At 72.3% G+C, this 15,642-nt stretch carries 14 protein-coding genes and 3 pseudogenes; 13 read left to right on the top strand and 4 right to left on the bottom strand.

Annotated elements, in window-relative coordinates; genetic code table 11:
• From AC061S_RS31915 to AC061S_RS31905, 3 genes and pseudogenes are all read left to right on the top strand, one after another.
• A pseudogene (locus AC061S_RS31915) lies at nt 1–106 on the top strand (IS5/IS1182 family transposase); the annotation flags it as partial.
• Between the two features lie 18 nt (nt 107–124).
• A pseudogene (locus AC061S_RS31910) lies at nt 125–505 on the top strand (zinc ribbon domain-containing protein); the annotation flags it as partial.
• A 202-nt stretch (nt 506–707) separates the two neighbouring features.
• Complete coding sequence (locus AC061S_RS31905; RefSeq protein WP_478689362.1) at nt 708–4,145, top strand: endo-alpha-N-acetylgalactosaminidase family protein; 3,438 nt, start codon at nt 708–710, stop codon at nt 4,143–4,145.
• Here the strand turns inward: AC061S_RS31905 and AC061S_RS31900 are convergent.
• Both AC061S_RS31900 and AC061S_RS31895 read right to left on the bottom strand, forming a co-directional pair.
• Nucleotides 4,123–5,028, bottom strand: coding sequence for a helix-turn-helix domain-containing protein (locus AC061S_RS31900; RefSeq protein WP_478689361.1), 906 nt, complete (start codon nt 5,026–5,028; stop codon nt 4,123–4,125). The genes AC061S_RS31905 and AC061S_RS31900 overlap by 23 nt on opposite strands.
• Nucleotides 5,029–5,086: 58 nt before the next feature.
• Nucleotides 5,087–6,127, bottom strand: coding sequence for a DMT family transporter (locus AC061S_RS31895; RefSeq protein ID WP_478689360.1), 1,041 nt, complete (start codon nt 6,125–6,127; stop codon nt 5,087–5,089).
• A gap of 29 nt (nt 6,128–6,156) precedes the next feature.
• Between AC061S_RS31895 and pdxR the strand changes: the two genes are divergently transcribed.
• The 6 genes from pdxR (at nt 6,157) to AC061S_RS31865 (ending at nt 11,012) form a co-directional block, all read left to right on the top strand.
• Nucleotides 6,157–7,770 (top strand): MocR-like pyridoxine biosynthesis transcription factor PdxR, encoded by a 1,614-nt coding sequence (gene pdxR / locus AC061S_RS31890; RefSeq protein ID WP_478689359.1) that lies wholly within the window; start codon nt 6,157–6,159, stop codon nt 7,768–7,770.
• 123 nt (nt 7,771–7,893) lie between these two features.
• The gene (locus AC061S_RS31885; RefSeq protein WP_478689358.1) at nt 7,894–8,337 is read left to right on the top strand and encodes an LAETG motif-containing sortase-dependent surface protein; all 444 of its coding nucleotides are present in this window, start codon (nt 7,894–7,896) and stop codon (nt 8,335–8,337) included.
• Between the two features lie 8 nt (nt 8,338–8,345).
• Entirely contained in the window at nt 8,346–9,008 is a 663-nt protein-coding gene (locus tag AC061S_RS31880) for a SigE family RNA polymerase sigma factor (RefSeq protein WP_478689357.1), read from the top strand.
• Nucleotides 9,005–9,577, top strand: coding sequence for a hypothetical protein (locus AC061S_RS31875; RefSeq protein ID WP_478689356.1), 573 nt, complete (start codon nt 9,005–9,007; stop codon nt 9,575–9,577). The genes AC061S_RS31880 and AC061S_RS31875 overlap by 4 nt, the downstream gene beginning before the upstream one ends.
• A gap of 339 nt (nt 9,578–9,916) precedes the next feature.
• Nucleotides 9,917–10,450 (top strand): GNAT family N-acetyltransferase, encoded by a 534-nt coding sequence (locus AC061S_RS31870; RefSeq protein WP_478689355.1) that lies wholly within the window; start codon nt 9,917–9,919, stop codon nt 10,448–10,450.
• Nucleotides 10,451–10,835: 385 nt separating this feature from the next.
• Nucleotides 10,836–11,012, top strand: coding sequence for a DUF5959 family protein (locus AC061S_RS31865; protein WP_478689354.1), 177 nt, complete (start codon nt 10,836–10,838; stop codon nt 11,010–11,012).
• Between the two features lie 98 nt (nt 11,013–11,110).
• Here the strand turns inward: AC061S_RS31865 and tnpA are convergent, their stop codons facing one another.
• Entirely contained in the window at nt 11,111–11,539 is a 429-nt protein-coding gene (gene tnpA / locus AC061S_RS31860) for an IS200/IS605 family transposase (protein ID WP_478689353.1), read from the bottom strand.
• 23 nt (nt 11,540–11,562) lie between these two features.
• Between tnpA and AC061S_RS31855 the strand changes: the two are divergent.
• Nucleotides 11,563–12,838, top strand: a pseudogene (locus AC061S_RS31855) (RNA-guided endonuclease InsQ/TnpB family protein).
• Nucleotides 12,839–12,876: 38 nt separating this feature from the next.
• Complete coding sequence (locus AC061S_RS31850) at nt 12,877–13,176, top strand: DUF5959 family protein (protein ID WP_478689352.1); 300 nt, start codon at nt 12,877–12,879, stop codon at nt 13,174–13,176.
• Nucleotides 13,177–13,244: 68 nt separating this feature from the next.
• Here AC061S_RS31850 and AC061S_RS31845 read toward each other — a convergent pair whose 3' ends face one another.
• A complete protein-coding gene (locus AC061S_RS31845) occupies nt 13,245–13,700 on the bottom strand; it encodes a MarR family winged helix-turn-helix transcriptional regulator (RefSeq protein ID WP_478689351.1) in 456 nt (151 codons plus the stop codon).
• 206 nt (nt 13,701–13,906) lie between these two features.
• Here AC061S_RS31845 and AC061S_RS31840 point away from each other — a divergent pair, with 206 nt between their 5' ends.
• The gene (locus AC061S_RS31840) at nt 13,907–15,136 is read left to right on the top strand and encodes an MFS transporter (RefSeq protein WP_478689350.1); all 1,230 of its coding nucleotides are present in this window, start codon (nt 13,907–13,909) and stop codon (nt 15,134–15,136) included.
• Between the two features lie 51 nt (nt 15,137–15,187).
• Nucleotides 15,188–15,634, top strand: a complete 447-nt coding sequence (locus AC061S_RS31835; RefSeq protein ID WP_478689349.1) for a GlcG/HbpS family heme-binding protein — start codon at nt 15,188–15,190, stop codon at nt 15,632–15,634.
• The last annotated feature ends 8 nt before the right edge of the window (nt 15,635–15,642 follow it).

The following is a 15,642-nucleotide window of genomic DNA, read 5'->3' as shown; positions in this document are numbered from 1 at the left end:
CTTCATCGCTCTGGCCAGCACAGTCATCACTGTCCGCTGCCTGATCCGACGCGCCTGGACCCTCTACCGCTGGGACACCCGCCCTCGAAACCCCCGCATCCGATGACCTACTGGCGGACACCCTAAGCGTGTGGTCCGTGACCACGACGCTTTGGCTGTCGAGGATTTCAAGCCATGCTTCCTCGCCAAGTCCACCATGGCGAGGAAGGCCGCTGACGCCGCCATCGGCGCCACCAAGAATGCCCTGGTCGAGATGGGGCGCAAGCACGGTCGTACCGTGCACCTGGTACACCCTGCGTACACCACGATGGACTGCGCGCGGTGCGGAGCGAGAGCCAAGCACGCACTGCCGCTGGGGATGCGCACTTACACCTGCACCGCGTGCGGAGCCGTGTCCCCACGGGACAAGAACTCCGCACGCGTGATGCTCGTCCGGGCAGGTCTGAACCCGGCCGGCGTTGATCGTGGAAGACCCGACGAACCGCAGGTTCGCAAGGCAGCGTGAGCCGAGAATTCCCATATGTCTCTGAAGGGGGTGAATTTCCTCCCTTCAGGAAGGGGAGCATTCAAAGAAGTCCAGGACGGGGTTCGGCTTTGTCCATGGGCCTGCCGGGTCCCGGTCCGCAGGCTGTCAGGTCAGTGAGCGGACCGCCGGCCTCCACGGCGTGCGGTCTCCCACCCAGGAAGCGCCGACTCCCGGAGGTCCGATGCGAACCCCCCTCTGGCCGGCCGCAGCCGCGGTCGCCGGTCTCGTGGCCACCTTGGTCGTGGCCGTGCCCGCCGCCCCCGCCGTGGCGGCCACCCCCGTGACGATCGCCTCGCCCGAGCTGTCCGTCAGCGTGGACAGCGCCTTCCCCCGCGTCATCAGCTACACCCGGACCGCCACCGGGGACGTACTGAACGGCAACGAGGACACCATCGGCACGATCGTCGTCAACGGAACCACCTACACCCCCACCGTCACCGCGACCCCCTCCGCCTCCGGGGTGGACTACGCGCTGGCCTTCTCCGGAGTGACCATCAGGTCCCGGCTCTCGGTGACCGGTTCGGTGGTGGAGTTCAAGGTCACCGCGATCGAGGACACGGCCGCCCTGCGCGTCCGCAGCTTCGCCATCCCCCACCACAACCTCGTCAGCGTCCGCAGCAGCCAGACGGGCGCCGCGCTCTCCACCGCGAAGATGCACACCGCCACCACCGGCACCGGGGACACCTTCACCCCGGTCACCGCGAGCACCCCGGTCGACGCCGCCGCCACGACCGTGATGTACGGCCTGGCCAACACCGGCAAGCTGGCCGCGGCCATCGACTCCAACTCGTACTACGACGCCCCCTCGGGCGGCACCGCCAACGAGAACGGCCGTATCAGCAAGCAGGTCACCGACAAGGGCGCCTACCGCCGGGCCGGCCTGTGGAGCGGGTCCTGGCTCTACCGGGCCTCGGGCGCCGCCGACACCGACACCGAGCCGCTGCCCTACGTCCGCGTGGCGATCACGGCCGACCGCAACGCCGACTCCACCGTGGACTGGCAGGACGCGGCGGTCGCCTACCGCGACATCTGGACCGCGCCCACCGGCTGGCAGCAGACCGCCGACCGGGTCGTGCAGCGCATCCCCTTCAACTTCGCCTCCGCGGCCACCCACCCCTTCGCCGAGACCCTCGACGAGACCAAGCGGGTCAACCTCGCCACCGACGGACTCGGCCAGTTCGTCCTGCTCAAGGGGTACGCCTCCGAGGGCCACGACTCGGCCCACATGGACTACAAGAACATCGGCTCCAAGCTCGGCGGCGCCACCGACCTGAACACCCTCACCACCGTCGGCCACACCTACAACGCCGACTTCGGCGTCCACATCAACGCCACCGAGGAGTACCCGGTCTCGGCCACCTTCGACCCGGCGCACCAGACCGGCGGCCTCGGCTGGGACTGGCTCGACCAGTCGTACTACGTGGACACCCGCAAGGACGGCCAGTCCGGCGGGCGCCTCAAGCGGCTCCAGGACCTCAAGGCGGCCGCCCCCGGCCTGGACTTCCTCTACGTGGACGTCTGGTACGGCGACGGCTACCTCTCGCGCAAGCTCGAACGCGAGATCGGCGGTCTGGGCTACCAGCTCGCCACCGAGTTCCCCGCCTCCCTGACCGGACAGTCCCTCTGGCACCACTGGGCCACCGACGTCAACTACGGCGGCACCGACCTCAAGGGCATCAACTCGAACATCGCCCGCTTCATCGCCAACCACACCAAGGACGACTGGATCGCCGCCAACCCGCTGCTCGGCGGCGCGGAGATCACCGCCTACGAGGGCTGGCAGGGCAAGCGGGACTTCACCTCCTTCCTCACGACCACGTTCGCGACCAACCTGCCGACCAAGTACCTCCAGGAATCCCCGATCGTGAAGTGGACCGCCAACACGGTCACCCTCGCCAACGGCACCACCGTCTCCACGTCCGGGAACACCCGGAAGATCACCACGGCCGGCCGGACCGTCCTCGACGGATCCGCCTACCTGCTCCCGCGCGACGGCAAGCTCTACCACTGGAACGACAAGGCCGCCTCCACCACCTGGGCCCTGCCGGCCGGCTGGTCCTCGCCCAAGCTGTACAAACTGACCGACACCGGACGCCAGCTGGTCGGCGACCTTGCCGTCACCGGCGGGCAGGTCACCATCAACGCCGCCGCCAGGACCGCCTACGTGGTCACCAACGGCGCCGCCCCCGCCCAGGCCGACCCGAACTGGGGCGAGGGCGCCCCCGTCAAGGACCCCTCCTTCTTCTCCGGCAACCTGAACGCCTGGACCGTCACCGGGGCCGGCGCCGCCGTCACCCGCAACGCCCAGGGGCAGAACGAGCTCACGATGGCCGCGAGCACCGCGCCCGCCGTCTCCCAGCAGCTCACCGGGCTCACCCCCGGCACCTACGCCGCCTCCGTCTGGGTCTCCACCCCGGCGGGCCGGGCCACCACCCTCGCCGTGACCCCCACCGGAGGCACGGCCGCCTCCGTCTACGCGGACTCCTCGACGCTGACCAACAACCTCGGCGGCAGCGAGAAGAACGGCACCAAGATGCAGCGCATGAAGGTGTTCTTCGACGTGCCGTCCGGCCAGTCCACGGCCACCCTCAAGCTGTCGGCGGCCTCCGGCTCCGGCACCGTCTACCTGGACGACGTACGGGTGGTCCGCTCCGCCCGCACCCCGCTGAACGGCCACTGGTTCACCGAGGACTTCGAGAACGTCGACGCGGGCTGGGGCCCCTTCGCCTTCGGCGGCGCCGGCGGCTCGGCCACCGACCCGCGCACCCACATCGCCCAGCGCAACACCCCGTACACCCAGGCGGGTTGGAGCGGAAAACTGGTCGACGACGTGATCAGCGGGCAGAACTCGCTGAAATCGCACGAGGAGCGGCAGGGCCTGGTCTACCGGACCCTCCCACAGACCCTGCGGCTGACACCCGGCCGCTCGTACAAGGTCACCTTCAGCTACGAGAACGGCTTCAGCGGCGACTACCAGTTCATCACCGGCTCCGGGAGCACCGAGACGGCCACCGCGCTGAACCAGGCCCGTACGGCCACCACCTTCACCAAGACCTTCACCGCGGGGACCGACGCGTGGATCGGCGTGCGGAAGGTGACCGGCGAAGGCTCCCACAACGAGGCCGACTTCATCCTCGACGACCTCGCCGTCGACGACCTGGGCACCGGGAGCGGCGGCGAACTCCTCGTCCCGCAGACGCAGATGAGCGTCAAGGCCGTCGACAGCCAGGAGACCGCCGGCGAGAACGGCGCCGCGGCCAACGTGCTCGACGGGGACGGCGCCACCATCTGGCACACCCAGTGGTACCAGGCCACCGCGCCGATGCCGCACGAGATCACCCTCGACCTCGGCGCCTCGTACAACGTCTCCGCCCTGCACTACCTGCCCCGGCAGACCCAGAGCAACGGGCGCATCGCCGACTACCAGGTCCTCACGTCCACGGACGGGGTCACCTGGGGGACGGCGGCCGCCTCCGGGACTTATCCGAACACCACCGCGCAGCAGGACGTCGCTTTCACGGCGCGGACCGCCCGCTACGTCAAGCTCAAGGCCACGAGGGAGGTTTCGGGCAATCCGTGGACGGCGGTCGCGGAACTCAACATCGGCTACCTGCCGTGACGGGTGCCGGCGGGGACGGCTCCGGGCTCGACGGGAGCCACCGCGGCGACCGCTGCTGCACCGACTGCTGGCGGCGGAACCGGACGGGCGCCACGCCCACCCGGCGGCTGAACAGCCTGCTGAAGTAGGCGGCATCCTCGTAACCGACCCGCCGGGCGACCCCGGCGACCGGCAGGTCGGTCCGGGCCAGCAGTTCCTTCGCCCGGCTCAGGCGGATGCCGAGGAGATACTCCTTGACCCCCTCCCCGGTACTGCCGCGCACGGCCCCGCGCAGTTCGGGGAGGGTCATCCCGAGCCGGGCGGCGTGCTCGGCCACCGATATCGGCAGCAGCGCGTCCCGGGCCAGGGTGTCCATCACGGTGTCCCCGTGCCGCGACACCCCGGCCCGGGCGTAGCGCAGCGCGACGAGCAGCCCGTGCACGGCCGCGGCCGCTTCCACCTCCAGCAGCGGGCCGCCGAGCCGGGCCGCCCGTACGATCCCGTCGACCACGTGCCGCACCCCGGCCGTGCCGCTGAGGGGTACCAGCGGGCGGTCGGGGGTGACGTAGCCGAGGTCGGTGTACGCCTCCACGCTGTGGCCGGCGAAATCCACGAAGCACTCCTCCCAGCCGGTCTGCGGATCGGGGCCGTAGTGGTGTTCCACCCCGGGCACGAGCCACAGCAGCGCCGGGGCCGTCACCGGCTGCGGGGCCCGCCCGCCGTGGCTGAACCAGCCCCGGCCGGCGCAGACCACCACCGCGACGTGATGGTCGAGCGCGCGCGGGCCGACCACCGGCAGTACGCCCTCCTGCACCCCGACACCGAGGCACACCAGGCCGAGCCGGCGGTGGTTGGCGGTCGGCGAGAAGTACCGCATCCAGCTGCTGTACGGAGGCGTTGCCATCTGCGGATTGTGATCCACAAGGCGGGGCGCGCTCAAGGGGAGTGCTCAAGGGGAGTGTTCAAGGGGTCGCGGACTCCCGGGCGTTACGAGGCTTTCGCCCGACCGGTGCGACCGGTGCGACCGGTGCGACCGGTGCGACGGGTGCGACGGGTGCGACCGGTGCGGGCGGTGCGGGCGGCGTGACCGGCGCGGGCAGCGCGCCCGCCGGCCCGCCCGGGGCCCGCTCCGGCCGGAGTCCGGCCGCCAGCCCGGCGACCACCACGGCCAGGCCCAGCCACACCGCCGGCCCCGGCACCCCGCCGCCGGTGACGGTTCCCGCGCCCGCCGCCGCGAGCGGCGCCACCCCGGCGAGCAGCCCGGCCCGGCCGGCGCCCACCGCGGCCACCGTGCGGTACCAGAGGAGGAAGGCCACGGCCGTCACCAGGACGGCGAGGTATCCGACGGCCGCCCACTGGCGCGGGGTCACCGACACGAGCGCCGAAGGCCCCTCGACGCAGACGGTGAGCACCGCCAGCATCACCGCGCCCAGCCACACCGCGTGCAGCGAGACCCCCCACGGGCCGTGGCGCCGCAGCACCGGCACCGCGAGCAGCGTGAAGGCGGCCTCGCAGCCCAGCGCGAGCGCGGCCCAGCCGACACCGGCCGCGTCCGTCCGGCCCGTTCCCTCCACCAGGACCGCCCCGGCGACGACCACCAGCGCGGCGAGCAGCACCCGGGGGCTCGGCCTGCGGCCCTCCAGCAACGGCCCGATCACCCCGAGCAGGATCGGTGCGCAGGCCACGGCGACGGCGATGACCGCAGGCTCCGCGTGCGCGACGCCCCGTACGACGGCCACGTTGAACAGCACCAGCCCGGTCGCGGCGACCCCGCCCAGCCACAGCCACTCCCGGCCGCGCGGGGCCCTGATCGGCACCCGCGCGAGGCGGGCCAGGCCGAACAGGAGCAGCGCGGCCGCGGCGTATCGGGCGGCCTGCACGCCGAAGAGCGGGGAGTCCACGAGGGAGTGGGAGACGGTGACGCTGCTGCCGACGAGAGCCATGCCGATGATGCCGGGGGCGAGGTCGCGCAACTGCCGGGGTGAAGGGGGTGAGGTACTCATACCGTCGAGCCTGGGGCCACAATGGACCCGTGGACAGGTCCAAAGAGAGCGCCATCCAGGGGTCCGAAGTGGTGGAGACCGAAGCACCGGCCTCCGAAACCGCGGCCTCCGACGCAGCGGCCCCCGAAACTGCGGCCCCCGGAACCGCGGGGTCGGACTTCCTCCAGCTCGACATCGGCCGGGCCCCGGCCGGCGGCCGTACCGACTGGCTCGCCGACCGGCTGCGTGCCGCCATCGCCGACGGCACGCTCGCCGTCGGCAGCCGGCTCCCCGCCAGCCGCGTCCTCGCCGCCGAACTCCGGGTCTCCCGGGGACTGGTCACCGAGGCCTACCAGCGGCTGGCGGAGACCGGCCAGGTGTCCGGCCGCGGCCGGGCCGGGACGGTCGTGCTGGCCGCGCCGGTGACCGAGCGGCCGCCGCCGTCCCGGCCCGCCCGGTCCGGAGCCCCGGATCCGGCCGGCCCGTTCACCCCGGGACCACGGGGCGGCCCCGTCGACGCACTGCGCGCCGCCCCGTGCCGGATCGACCTCTCGCCCGGGGCGCCCGATCTGACCGCGTTCCCGCGTACGGCCTGGCTCCAGGCGGAGCGCCGGGTCCTGGCCGAGCTCACCCCCGCCGACTTCGGCTACGGGAACCCGCAGGGCACCCCCGCGCTGCGCGAGGCGGTCGTCGGCTGGCTCGCCCTGAACCGCGGGATCCGTGCCGACCCCGACGAGGTGGTCGTGGTGGCGGGCGTGGCCCAGGCGCTGGGGCTGCTGGCCCAGGTGCTGCGCGCGGAGGGCGTACGGCGCGTGGCGGTGGAGGACCCCGGCTCGCTCGGGGCGCGCCAACAACTGCAACACGGGGGCATGGAGATCCTGCCCGTACCGGTCGACGGGAGCGGCATCGACACCGCCGCCCTGGCGGCCGGCCCGGCCCAGGCGGTGGTGCTGACACCGGCGCACCAGTTCCCGACCGGGGTCGTCCTCGACGGGGAACGGCGCCGCGAACTCCTCGGCTGGGCGGCGGCCGGGGGAGTCGTCATCGAAGACGACTACGACGCCGAGCACCGCTACGACCGCGCGCCCGTCCCCGCGCTGCGGGCCATGCTCCCGGAGGCCGTCTGCTACACCGGCAGCGTCTCCAAGCTCCTCGCCCCCGCGCTGCGACTGGGCTGGCTGCTGGTCCCGCCGCGCCGGCTGGACGCCGTGATCGAGGCCAAGCGCTACGCCGACCTCGGCAATCCCGTCCTCGCCCAGCTGGTGCTGGCCCGGCTGATGGCCTCCGGGGAGCTGGAGCGCCACCTGCGCTTCGTACGCCGCCGCCACCGGGCCCGCCGGGACGCGATGCTCCGCGCGATCGCCGCCGAACTGCCCGGCGCGCGGGTGCACGGGGCGGCGGCCGGGCTGCACCTGATGGTCACCTTCGACGGAGCGGAGCGCGCCGGGGGCTTCGACGACACGGACCTCGCCGCCGCGGCCCTGGACCTCGGGGTCAAGGCCCACCCGCTGTCCTGGCACCGGATGGCCCCGGGCCCCGCGGGCCTGGTGCTCGGCTACGCGGCGGGCCCGGTGGGGGAGATCGAGGAGGGGGTGGCCGTCATCGGCACGGCCCTGCGGCGGCTGCGGGAGGCCCGGGAGCCGCGGGGGTCGAGCCGGGCTTGAACGGGCGGCGGCCGGGGCCGCGAAAAGTTTTTCGGGAACGGCGGCAACCTCACGGGCACTCGCGCGTCGTGCGGGGGTGAAGGGCGTGATCCCGCGCCCCGCAGCCGACCGTGGAGAACCACCGTGAAGAACCTGAAGCGCGCCCCGCTGTCCGTCCGCAGGGCGACGGGCCTCGCCGTCGCCGCCGCCGGGGTGGCCGTCGCGCTGGCCGGGCCGGCCTCCGCCGCACAAGGGGCGTCGTCCCCCTCGCCGACCGTCGCCGCGCCCGCACCGGCGACGACCGCGACGCCGAGCACGGCGCCGAGCGTGGCCCCCTCGGCCCCCGCGCCCTCGGTGAGCAGGCCCGCGACCGCGAGCCCGTCCCCCAGCAGGCCCGCGACCGCGAGCCCGTCCCCCAGCAGGCCCGCGACCGCCGTCCCCAGCGCCGCCCCGACCTCGCCCGGCGGGCCCGAGCTCGCGCATACTGGCTCCTCCGCCACCACGGCCGCACTCGGCGCCGGGGCCGCCGTGCTGCTCACCGCCGGGGCCGCGACCCTGTACACCGTGCGGCGCCGCGCCAACGGCTGAGGACCCCCGTGCTCCACCTCGCACTCTCCCTGGGCCCCGCCGCGACCGGTTTCGACCGGCCGCGACGGGGCTTGTGGTCGTTCCTGCTGCGCCGTGAGCGCTCCGCCGCGCAGGCCCCGCCCGCGCCGCCGGAGCCGTACCGGCACGGGTACACGTACGGCCACCCCTCCGAGGGGGGCGGCCCGCCGCCCACCGTGACCGAGCTCTACCACGCCCACCGGCTGCGGATGGTCCGGCTGGCGGTGCTGCTGGTGGACGATCTCGGTACCGCCGAGGACGTGGTGCAGGACGCCTTCACGGCGTTGTACCGGCGCCACGGCGAGCGGATCACGGAGGTGGACAACGCACTGGGCTACCTGCGCACCGCCGTCGTGAACACCGCCCGCTCCGTGCTGCGCCGCCGCCGGACCGCCCGCGCGTGGACCCCGCAGGCACCCGCCGACGTACCCTCCGCCGAGGCCTCCGTGGTCCTCGACGAGGCGCACCGCGAGGTCCTCGCCGCGATGGGGCGGCTGACGCCGAGGCGGCGGCAGGTCCTGGTGCTGCGCTACTGGGCCGACCTCAGCGAGGCGGAGATCGCCGAGACGCTGGGGATCAGCCGGGGGGCGGTCAAGTCGAACGCGAGCCGTGGGCTGGACGCGCTGGAACGGATTCTGGAGGGTCGGATATGACGCATCGACAGGAGCCGCCCGCGGCCCCCGATCCCTTCGGGGCTCCGGCCGGGCGGCCGGTCGAGTACCGGCTGCGGCAGGCCCTGGACGCCCGCGCGGCCGGCATCACCGTGCGCGAACTGCGCCCGGCGCAGCCGCCGGGGCCGGGGGTACGGCGACTGCCGTGGGCCTGGCCGCGCGGGTTCACGCTGCCCCTGGCGGGGCTGGCCGCGGCGGCCGCGGTGGTGGTGGGGTACGCCGTACTGGCTCCGGACGCCCCGGTCCGCCCGGGCCCGGTACCGGTGCCGCCGGCCGCGCCGCCGTCGCCCTCGCCGACCGGCCCGGTTCCGTCCGGTCCGTCCCCGTCGGCTTCCCCGTCACCGACCACGCCTTCGGCCGTGCCCTCGACCTCGCACGTGCCCACCGTGAGCCCGTCGCGGGCGCCGGATGCCGGTACGGGTACGGGTACGGCACGGCCGAGTTCCGCACCCTCCGCACCCTCCACTCCGTCGGGCCCGTCGGCGGCCGTATCGCCGCCGTCGGCCTCGGCCTCGGCCCGGCCGCCCACGGCTTCACCGAGCCGCCGCTGACGCTGACGGGGGAGCGGTTCGAACGTCACGTCGATGTCCCAGCAGCGCAACGCGTGCACGGTCGGGGCCGGGGACCTCATGCTGTGGGACCTCGCCCCCCTCCGACAACACGATGCTCGCGGACGGCGGGCAGGTGCGGCTGACGATCCCGGCCTCCTTCATGACCGCCCTGGAGGACCACGCCGCCGCCTCGAACAGTGCCGCACCGACCTGGGCCGCCCGGAACTCGCCTCCCACCGGATGCAGTCCGCGTTCCGCGAGGCGTACGGGCCGACGCCCACGGGGTACCGCGCGCCGAGCGCCACGGGTACGCACCGGGACAGCGCTTAGGCTCGCCCCATGAACGACACCACGACACACGGCATACGGATCCGGCCGGGCGGCCCGGCCGACGTACCCGCCGTTCTGGACATGCTCGACTCCGCGGTGGCCTGGATGAACGCCCGCGGCAACACCGAGCAGTGGGGGACGACCCCGTACTCGCGCATTCCCGGCGGAGTGGAGCGGGTCCAGCGGTACACGACCGAGAACGACCCGTACGTCGCGGAGTTGGACGGGGTGCCCGTCGGAGCCCTGGTGCTGGACTCCGGGCCCAGCCCGAAGATGCCGATGATCGCGCCGGCCGGGGAACCCGAGCGGTACGTCCGGCTGCTGGTCTCCGACCGGCGGTACGCCGGCCTGGGCATCGGGTCCGCGCTGCTGCGCCGGGCCGTGGCGGAGACCAGGCGGGCCGGCGTGGAGCTGCTGCGGGTCGACTGCTGGGCGGGCGGCACGGGCGAACTGGTCGCGTACTACGAGCGCAACGGCTTCACCCGCACCGACCCGTTCCTCTCCGGCACCTGGCCGGGCCAGGTACTGGCCCAGCGGGTCTAGGCCTTCACCTGCGGATCCCTGGCTGGGTAGATCCCGGGTCGGCGAGCCAACCGCACGACGAACGGAGCCACCCACGGCTCGCTGGACAGCACGATCCGTTCGAGGTGTCGCCGGCGGACCCGGCCATCACCGTGCCGTGAGCACGGACGGTCCGTGCCGCAGGGCCTCAGCGATATTGGGTGGTGCGAGGGCTCGGGGACCTCGACACCGACCTGTTATGCCCATGAACCCTCCAGCCGGGCCCATGTGTACGCGGGATTCACCGGCGTCATCACGGGAAGGAGTCGTAGCCGAACCACGGGAGACAGACCCAGCCGGCCCGTCAAGGCCACCCTGCGATACGAGAGGATGCAGCTCAGCCCCTCACAAGAGAGCGAGACCCACGGTGACTGAACCGGCCCCGGTGAACCTCATAGATCTGGGAGACGCGGATGGTGACCGCTGCGTCGTCCGCGTGACCGGCCGCTATCAGCCCGGCATTCTGACCGGCCACGACATTCTCCGAGCCGATGTCCTGGTCACCGCGAGCTTCGTCGATGCCAGGCTTGAGTTCTACCTCTGATCTTGGCCAGTACCCCCGCCCTTCAGGGCGGGGGTGAAGGCCATCCTTGGGGTCGGAGGCGCGGAGCGCCGGAGGGCTCTGCGCTTCCGTGGTGACGGTCAGACGGGACGCTGCTGGTTTTCGATGTACTGCTTGACGACGGTCAAGGGTGCCCCGCCGCATGATCCTGCGAAGTAGGAGCCGGACCAGAAGCGTCCGCCCCACAGGTACCGGCGGACATGGCTGTCGTACTCCTGGCGGAGCCGTCGGGAGCTGACGCCCTTGAGGGAGTTGACCAGCTTGGAGAGCTGGACTTTGGGCGGGTAGTGCACGAGCAGGTGCACGTGGTCTTGTTCTCCGTTGAACTGCTTCAGCTCGGCCTCGAAGTCGGCGCAGACCTCCCGCATGATCTCTTCAGTGCGGGTCAGCATGGCGCCGGTGAACGCTTTCCGCCTGTACTTGGTGACGAAAACCAAGTGAACGTGCAGGTTGTAGACAACATGGCGACCGGTTCTGACATCGGGATTCGGGTTCCAGCGCGGTGACATAAACCAATGCTAAGCTCTCGATTGTGAGTCAAGACACCCTGGTCAAGCGCCAGTCCGGGCATCGTGCCCGGCTCGCGCTGTCGCCTGCCGAGGTGTTGAAGACCGATGGCCAGGCGCACGCGGCCCGCACCATGTGGAACCTGCTGCACGCCTGGTGGCAGATGATGCCGAAAGACAAGCGGACTCTCGTGAACGCGGACGCCGCGATCCGCCAGGCCCGCGAGGACATCGACTTCCTCGCCGTCCTGCCCGCGCAGGCCGCGCAAGCGGTACTCAAGACGTACTTCCAGGCATGGAAGAACTGCTGGGACGGCCGCGCAGACACCCCGAACTTCAAGGACCGCATCCGCACGGTGATGTCCGTGGACATCCCGCAGGGCCGCGACCTGAACAACGTGCGGGTGCACCGCCGCTGGGGCATGGTCAACATTCCCAAGGTGGGCCGGGTCCGCTTCCGGTGGACCAAAGACCTTCCGGTCGGCAAGCGTGCCAACGCGGAGAACCGGATCACCGGGGCGCGGCTGATCAAGGACGCGCTCGGCTGGCACATCGCCTTCCGTGTTCAGACCCTGGAGGTCACGCCAGAGGCGCACCAAGGGCCGGACGTCGGTATCGACGTGGGTGTCACCGTGCCCATCGCCCTCTCGGATGGCGAGACGTACGAGCACGGCGAATGGCTGACCGGCAAGGAGAAGGCCAAACTCCTGCGCCTGGAGCAGCGCGCAGCGTAAGCAGCACAGCAAGCCGGGCGAGCGCACGAGCCGCCGGCTGCACCGCACCTATGACCAGATCGCAGGACTCCGCGCGAAAGCCAAGCGCCGGGCCCTGGACTGGCAGCATCACACGACCACCGTCATCGCCCGTACATACGGCACGGTCGTGGTCGAAGCACTCACCATCACGAACATGGTCAAGTCGGCCAGGGGAACCATCGAGGCACCGGGACGGAACGTTGCCCAGAAATCCGGGCTGAACCGCTCCATCAGCGGGGAGGCGTGGGGCCGCACGGTCACCATGCTGACGTACAAGACCGCCCGGCACGGCGGCACCCTGCACAAGGTCCCTGCCCCCGGCACCAGCCTGCGCTGCTCCGCGTGCGGTCTCACCACGCTCGGGAGTCGGGAGTCCCAGGCAGTGTTCGTGTGCAAGAACCCGGACTGCGGCTGGTCGGGCAACGCCGACCACAACGCGGCCCGGAACGTCTTGCACGTGTACCGGATGGGCCTCGCGCTCATCCCGGCTGCCGGAAGGGCAGTCGTCAGGCGCGCGAAACGCGTCAAGCCCGCTGCCGCAAGGTAAGCAGGAATCTCCCGGCTTCAGCCGGGAGAGCACTTCAATTGTTCCAGCAGGACCTCGACACCTGGCAGCGTGACCTGACCGTGCTTACGCCGGGCAAAGGCGCGACGATCGGTGGCGACCGCGGGCTGAGCCTCGGCTTCTTCATGCACGAGGACCGCACGCTGTCGTTGACGGTCCAGGACCCCGACCGCCTGAGCGTCATGCTCGGGATCGAACCTTCGGAGACCTGGATCCAGGACCACTACCAGCGACTCGACCATGTTCGAGACATCTGGCCCAGCGAGGTCGTGGAGACGGCGCCCATGGCCTACGAATGGAGCCCCAGCCGCAAACGCTAGTCACGCCACGAGCCCCAAGCAGCCAACTCGGCCACTTCTCAAACACCCCTGACGGGACAAAAGCTCTTTCAGGACGCCGGGGTGTTCTTCACCGCGGCCACCAGCAGGGCGAGTTCCGGATTGAGCGCCGCCTCGTCCAGCGCCTCGCGCAGCGCGGTGTCGTTGGTGGGGCGGGCTTCGGCCAGGAGTGCCAGGCCGGCCGGGCTGACGTCGGTGTAGATGCCCCGGCGGTCGGTGTCGCACAGGTAGCGGTTCAGCAGCCCGCGGTCCTCCAGCCGGCTGACCAGCCGCGTCGTCGCGCTCTGGCTGAGCACGACCGAGTCCGCGACCTGGTGCATGCGCAGGTGGCCGCCGGGGCCGCTGTGCTGGCGGCTGAGCACGTCGAGCAGGGAGTACTCGCGCACGCTCAGGTCGTGTCCCGCCTGGAGCGCGCGCTCGATGTGCGTCTCGATCCGGCCGTGCAGGAGGGAGAGGGCGCACCAGCCCTGGGAGAGGGCGGTGAGTGCGCTGTCCGTGGCCGTCATGGGCTTCCTCCTCGAGGGCGTGTGACTCCAGGATAGGGCACGTCTGCAATTGCCCGCGCTTGCAAATATCCGCGTCTGCAATTAATGTGGACGCAGGCAACCCGCCGTGGTCAATACCCCCGCCCCGCCAGGGGCCGGTCGGCCCGGACCCCGCGGACACCGGCCGCGCAGCACGCGCACCCTCCCCTGAAGGGCACCCCCCCCTCATGCCTCTCGCACTCCTCGCACTCGCCATCGGCGCCTTCGGGATCGGCACCACCGAATTCGTGATCATGGGCCTGCTTCCCGAGGTCGCCGGTACGTACGGCGTCTCGATCCCCACCGCGGGCTTCCTGGTCACCGGCTACGCCCTCGGCGTGGTCCTCGGCGCCCCGCTGATGACCGTCCTCGGCACCCGCATCCCGCGCAAGCGCATGCTGATGCTGCTCATGGGCCTGTTCATCGTGGGCAACGTGGTCTCCGCGCTGGCCCCCGCCTTCGGGGTCATGCTCGCCGGACGGGTCGTGGCCTCCCTCGCCCACGGCGCCTTCTTCGGCATCGGCGCAGTCGTCGCGGCCGAGCTCGTCGCCCCTGAGAAGAAGGCCGGAGCCATCGCCATGATGTTCACCGGCCTCACCGTGGCCAACGTCGTCGGCGTCCCGCTCGGCACCCTCGTCGGCCAGCACCTCGGCTGGCGCGTCACCTTCCTGATCGTCGCCTCCCTCGGCCTCCTCGGCCTGCTCGGCATCGCGCGGCTCGTCCCCGACCTGCCCCGCCCCGCGGGCGTACGGATCCGCCACGAGCTGGCCGCCTTCCGCAACGTCCAGGTGCTCCTGGCGATGGGGATGACCGTCCTCGGCTTCGGCGGGGTCTTCGCCGCCATCACCTACATCACCCCGATGATGACCAACGTCGCCGGCTTCGCCGACACCTCCGTCACCTGGCTGCTCGTCCTCCTCGGCCTCGGCATGGTCGCGGGGAACCTCGTCGGCGGCCGCTTCGCCGACCGCGCGCTGATGCCGATGCTGTACACCTCCCTGGGCGCGCTCGCCGTGGTCCTGGCCGCGTTCACCCTCACCGCCCACACCCGTACCGGCGCGGCCGTCACCCTCTTCCTCATCGGGGCCCTCGGCTTCGCCACCGTGCCGCCCCTGCAGAAGCGCGTCCTCGACCAGGCCGCCGGCGCCCCCACCCTGGCCTCCGCCGTCAACATCGGCGCCTTCAACCTCGGCAACGCCCTCGCCGCCTGGCTCGGCGGACTCGTCATCGCCGCCGGACTCGGCTGGACCGCCCCGAACTGGGTCGGCGCGGCCCTGGCCGCCTCCGCCCTGGCCCTCGCCGTGGTCTCCGGCGCGCTGGAACGGCGTACGGGGACCCGCGCGGGCGGCGAAGGCGGCGGCCGGGTCATCGCGTCCGGCGCCCCGGCAGCGGCGGCGGCCGCCCCGGCCCACCACTGATCCACCCGCCCTCGTACCGACCCGCATCCCCCCACACCACAGGAGACCCGCATGTCCACCCCCGCCCCCACTTCCACCCCTACTCGCACCGCCGTCGTCCCCCTGACCACCGCCGACGCCGAGGCGCTCGTCGCCGCCGCCACGGCCGCCGCCGAAGCGGCCGGGGTCGCCGTCAGCGTCACCGTGCTCGACGCGGGCGGCCACCCGCTCGCCTTCCGGCGAGACGACCGGGCCGTCCTGATCTCGGGCGAGACCAGTACCCGCAAGGCCTTCACGGCGCTGCAGCTGGACGCCCCGACCGCCGATCTCGTCGACGCCGTCCAGCCCGGCGGCCCGTTCCACACCCTGCCCACCGCCCTGGACCGGCCGCTGCTGTTCATCGCGGGCGGGCTGCCGGTCCACCGCGACGGCCGGCTCGTCGGAGCCATCGGCGTCGGCGGCGGAGCCCCGGCACAGGACCACGGGTTCGCCGAGTCCGCGCTCGGCACGCTCGCCTGATCACCCGC

The organism is Streptomyces sp. CA189 (assembly GCF_056428985.1).
The sequence above is the reverse complement of the archived record's forward strand: the minus strand, read 5'-3'. Positions and strand labels throughout refer to the sequence as shown.

Bases quoted from the DNA above. Each gene is read 5' to 3' on its own strand.
- AC061S_RS31905 (WP_478689362.1), top strand. From the start codon at position 708: ATGCGAACCCCCCTCTGGCCGGCCGCAGCCGCGGTCGCCGGTCTCGTG.
- AC061S_RS31900 (WP_478689361.1), bottom strand. From the start codon at position 5,028: ATGGCAACGCCTCCGTACAGCAGCTGGATGCGGTACTTCTCGCCGACC.
- AC061S_RS31895 (WP_478689360.1), bottom strand. From the start codon at position 6,127: ATGAGTACCTCACCCCCTTCACCCCGGCAGTTGCGCGACCTCGCCCCC.
- AC061S_RS31875 (WP_478689356.1), top strand. From the start codon at position 9,005: ATGACGCATCGACAGGAGCCGCCCGCGGCCCCCGATCCCTTCGGGGCT.
- AC061S_RS31870 (WP_478689355.1), top strand. From the start codon at position 9,917: ATGAACGACACCACGACACACGGCATACGGATCCGGCCGGGCGGCCCG.
- tnpA (WP_478689353.1), bottom strand. From the start codon at position 11,539: ATGTCACCGCGCTGGAACCCGAATCCCGATGTCAGAACCGGTCGCCAT.
- AC061S_RS31845 (WP_478689351.1), bottom strand. From the start codon at position 13,700: ATGACGGCCACGGACAGCGCACTCACCGCCCTCTCCCAGGGCTGGTGC.
- AC061S_RS31840 (WP_478689350.1), top strand. From the start codon at position 13,907: ATGCCTCTCGCACTCCTCGCACTCGCCATCGGCGCCTTCGGGATCGGC.
- AC061S_RS31835 (WP_478689349.1), top strand. From the start codon at position 15,188: ATGTCCACCCCCGCCCCCACTTCCACCCCTACTCGCACCGCCGTCGTC.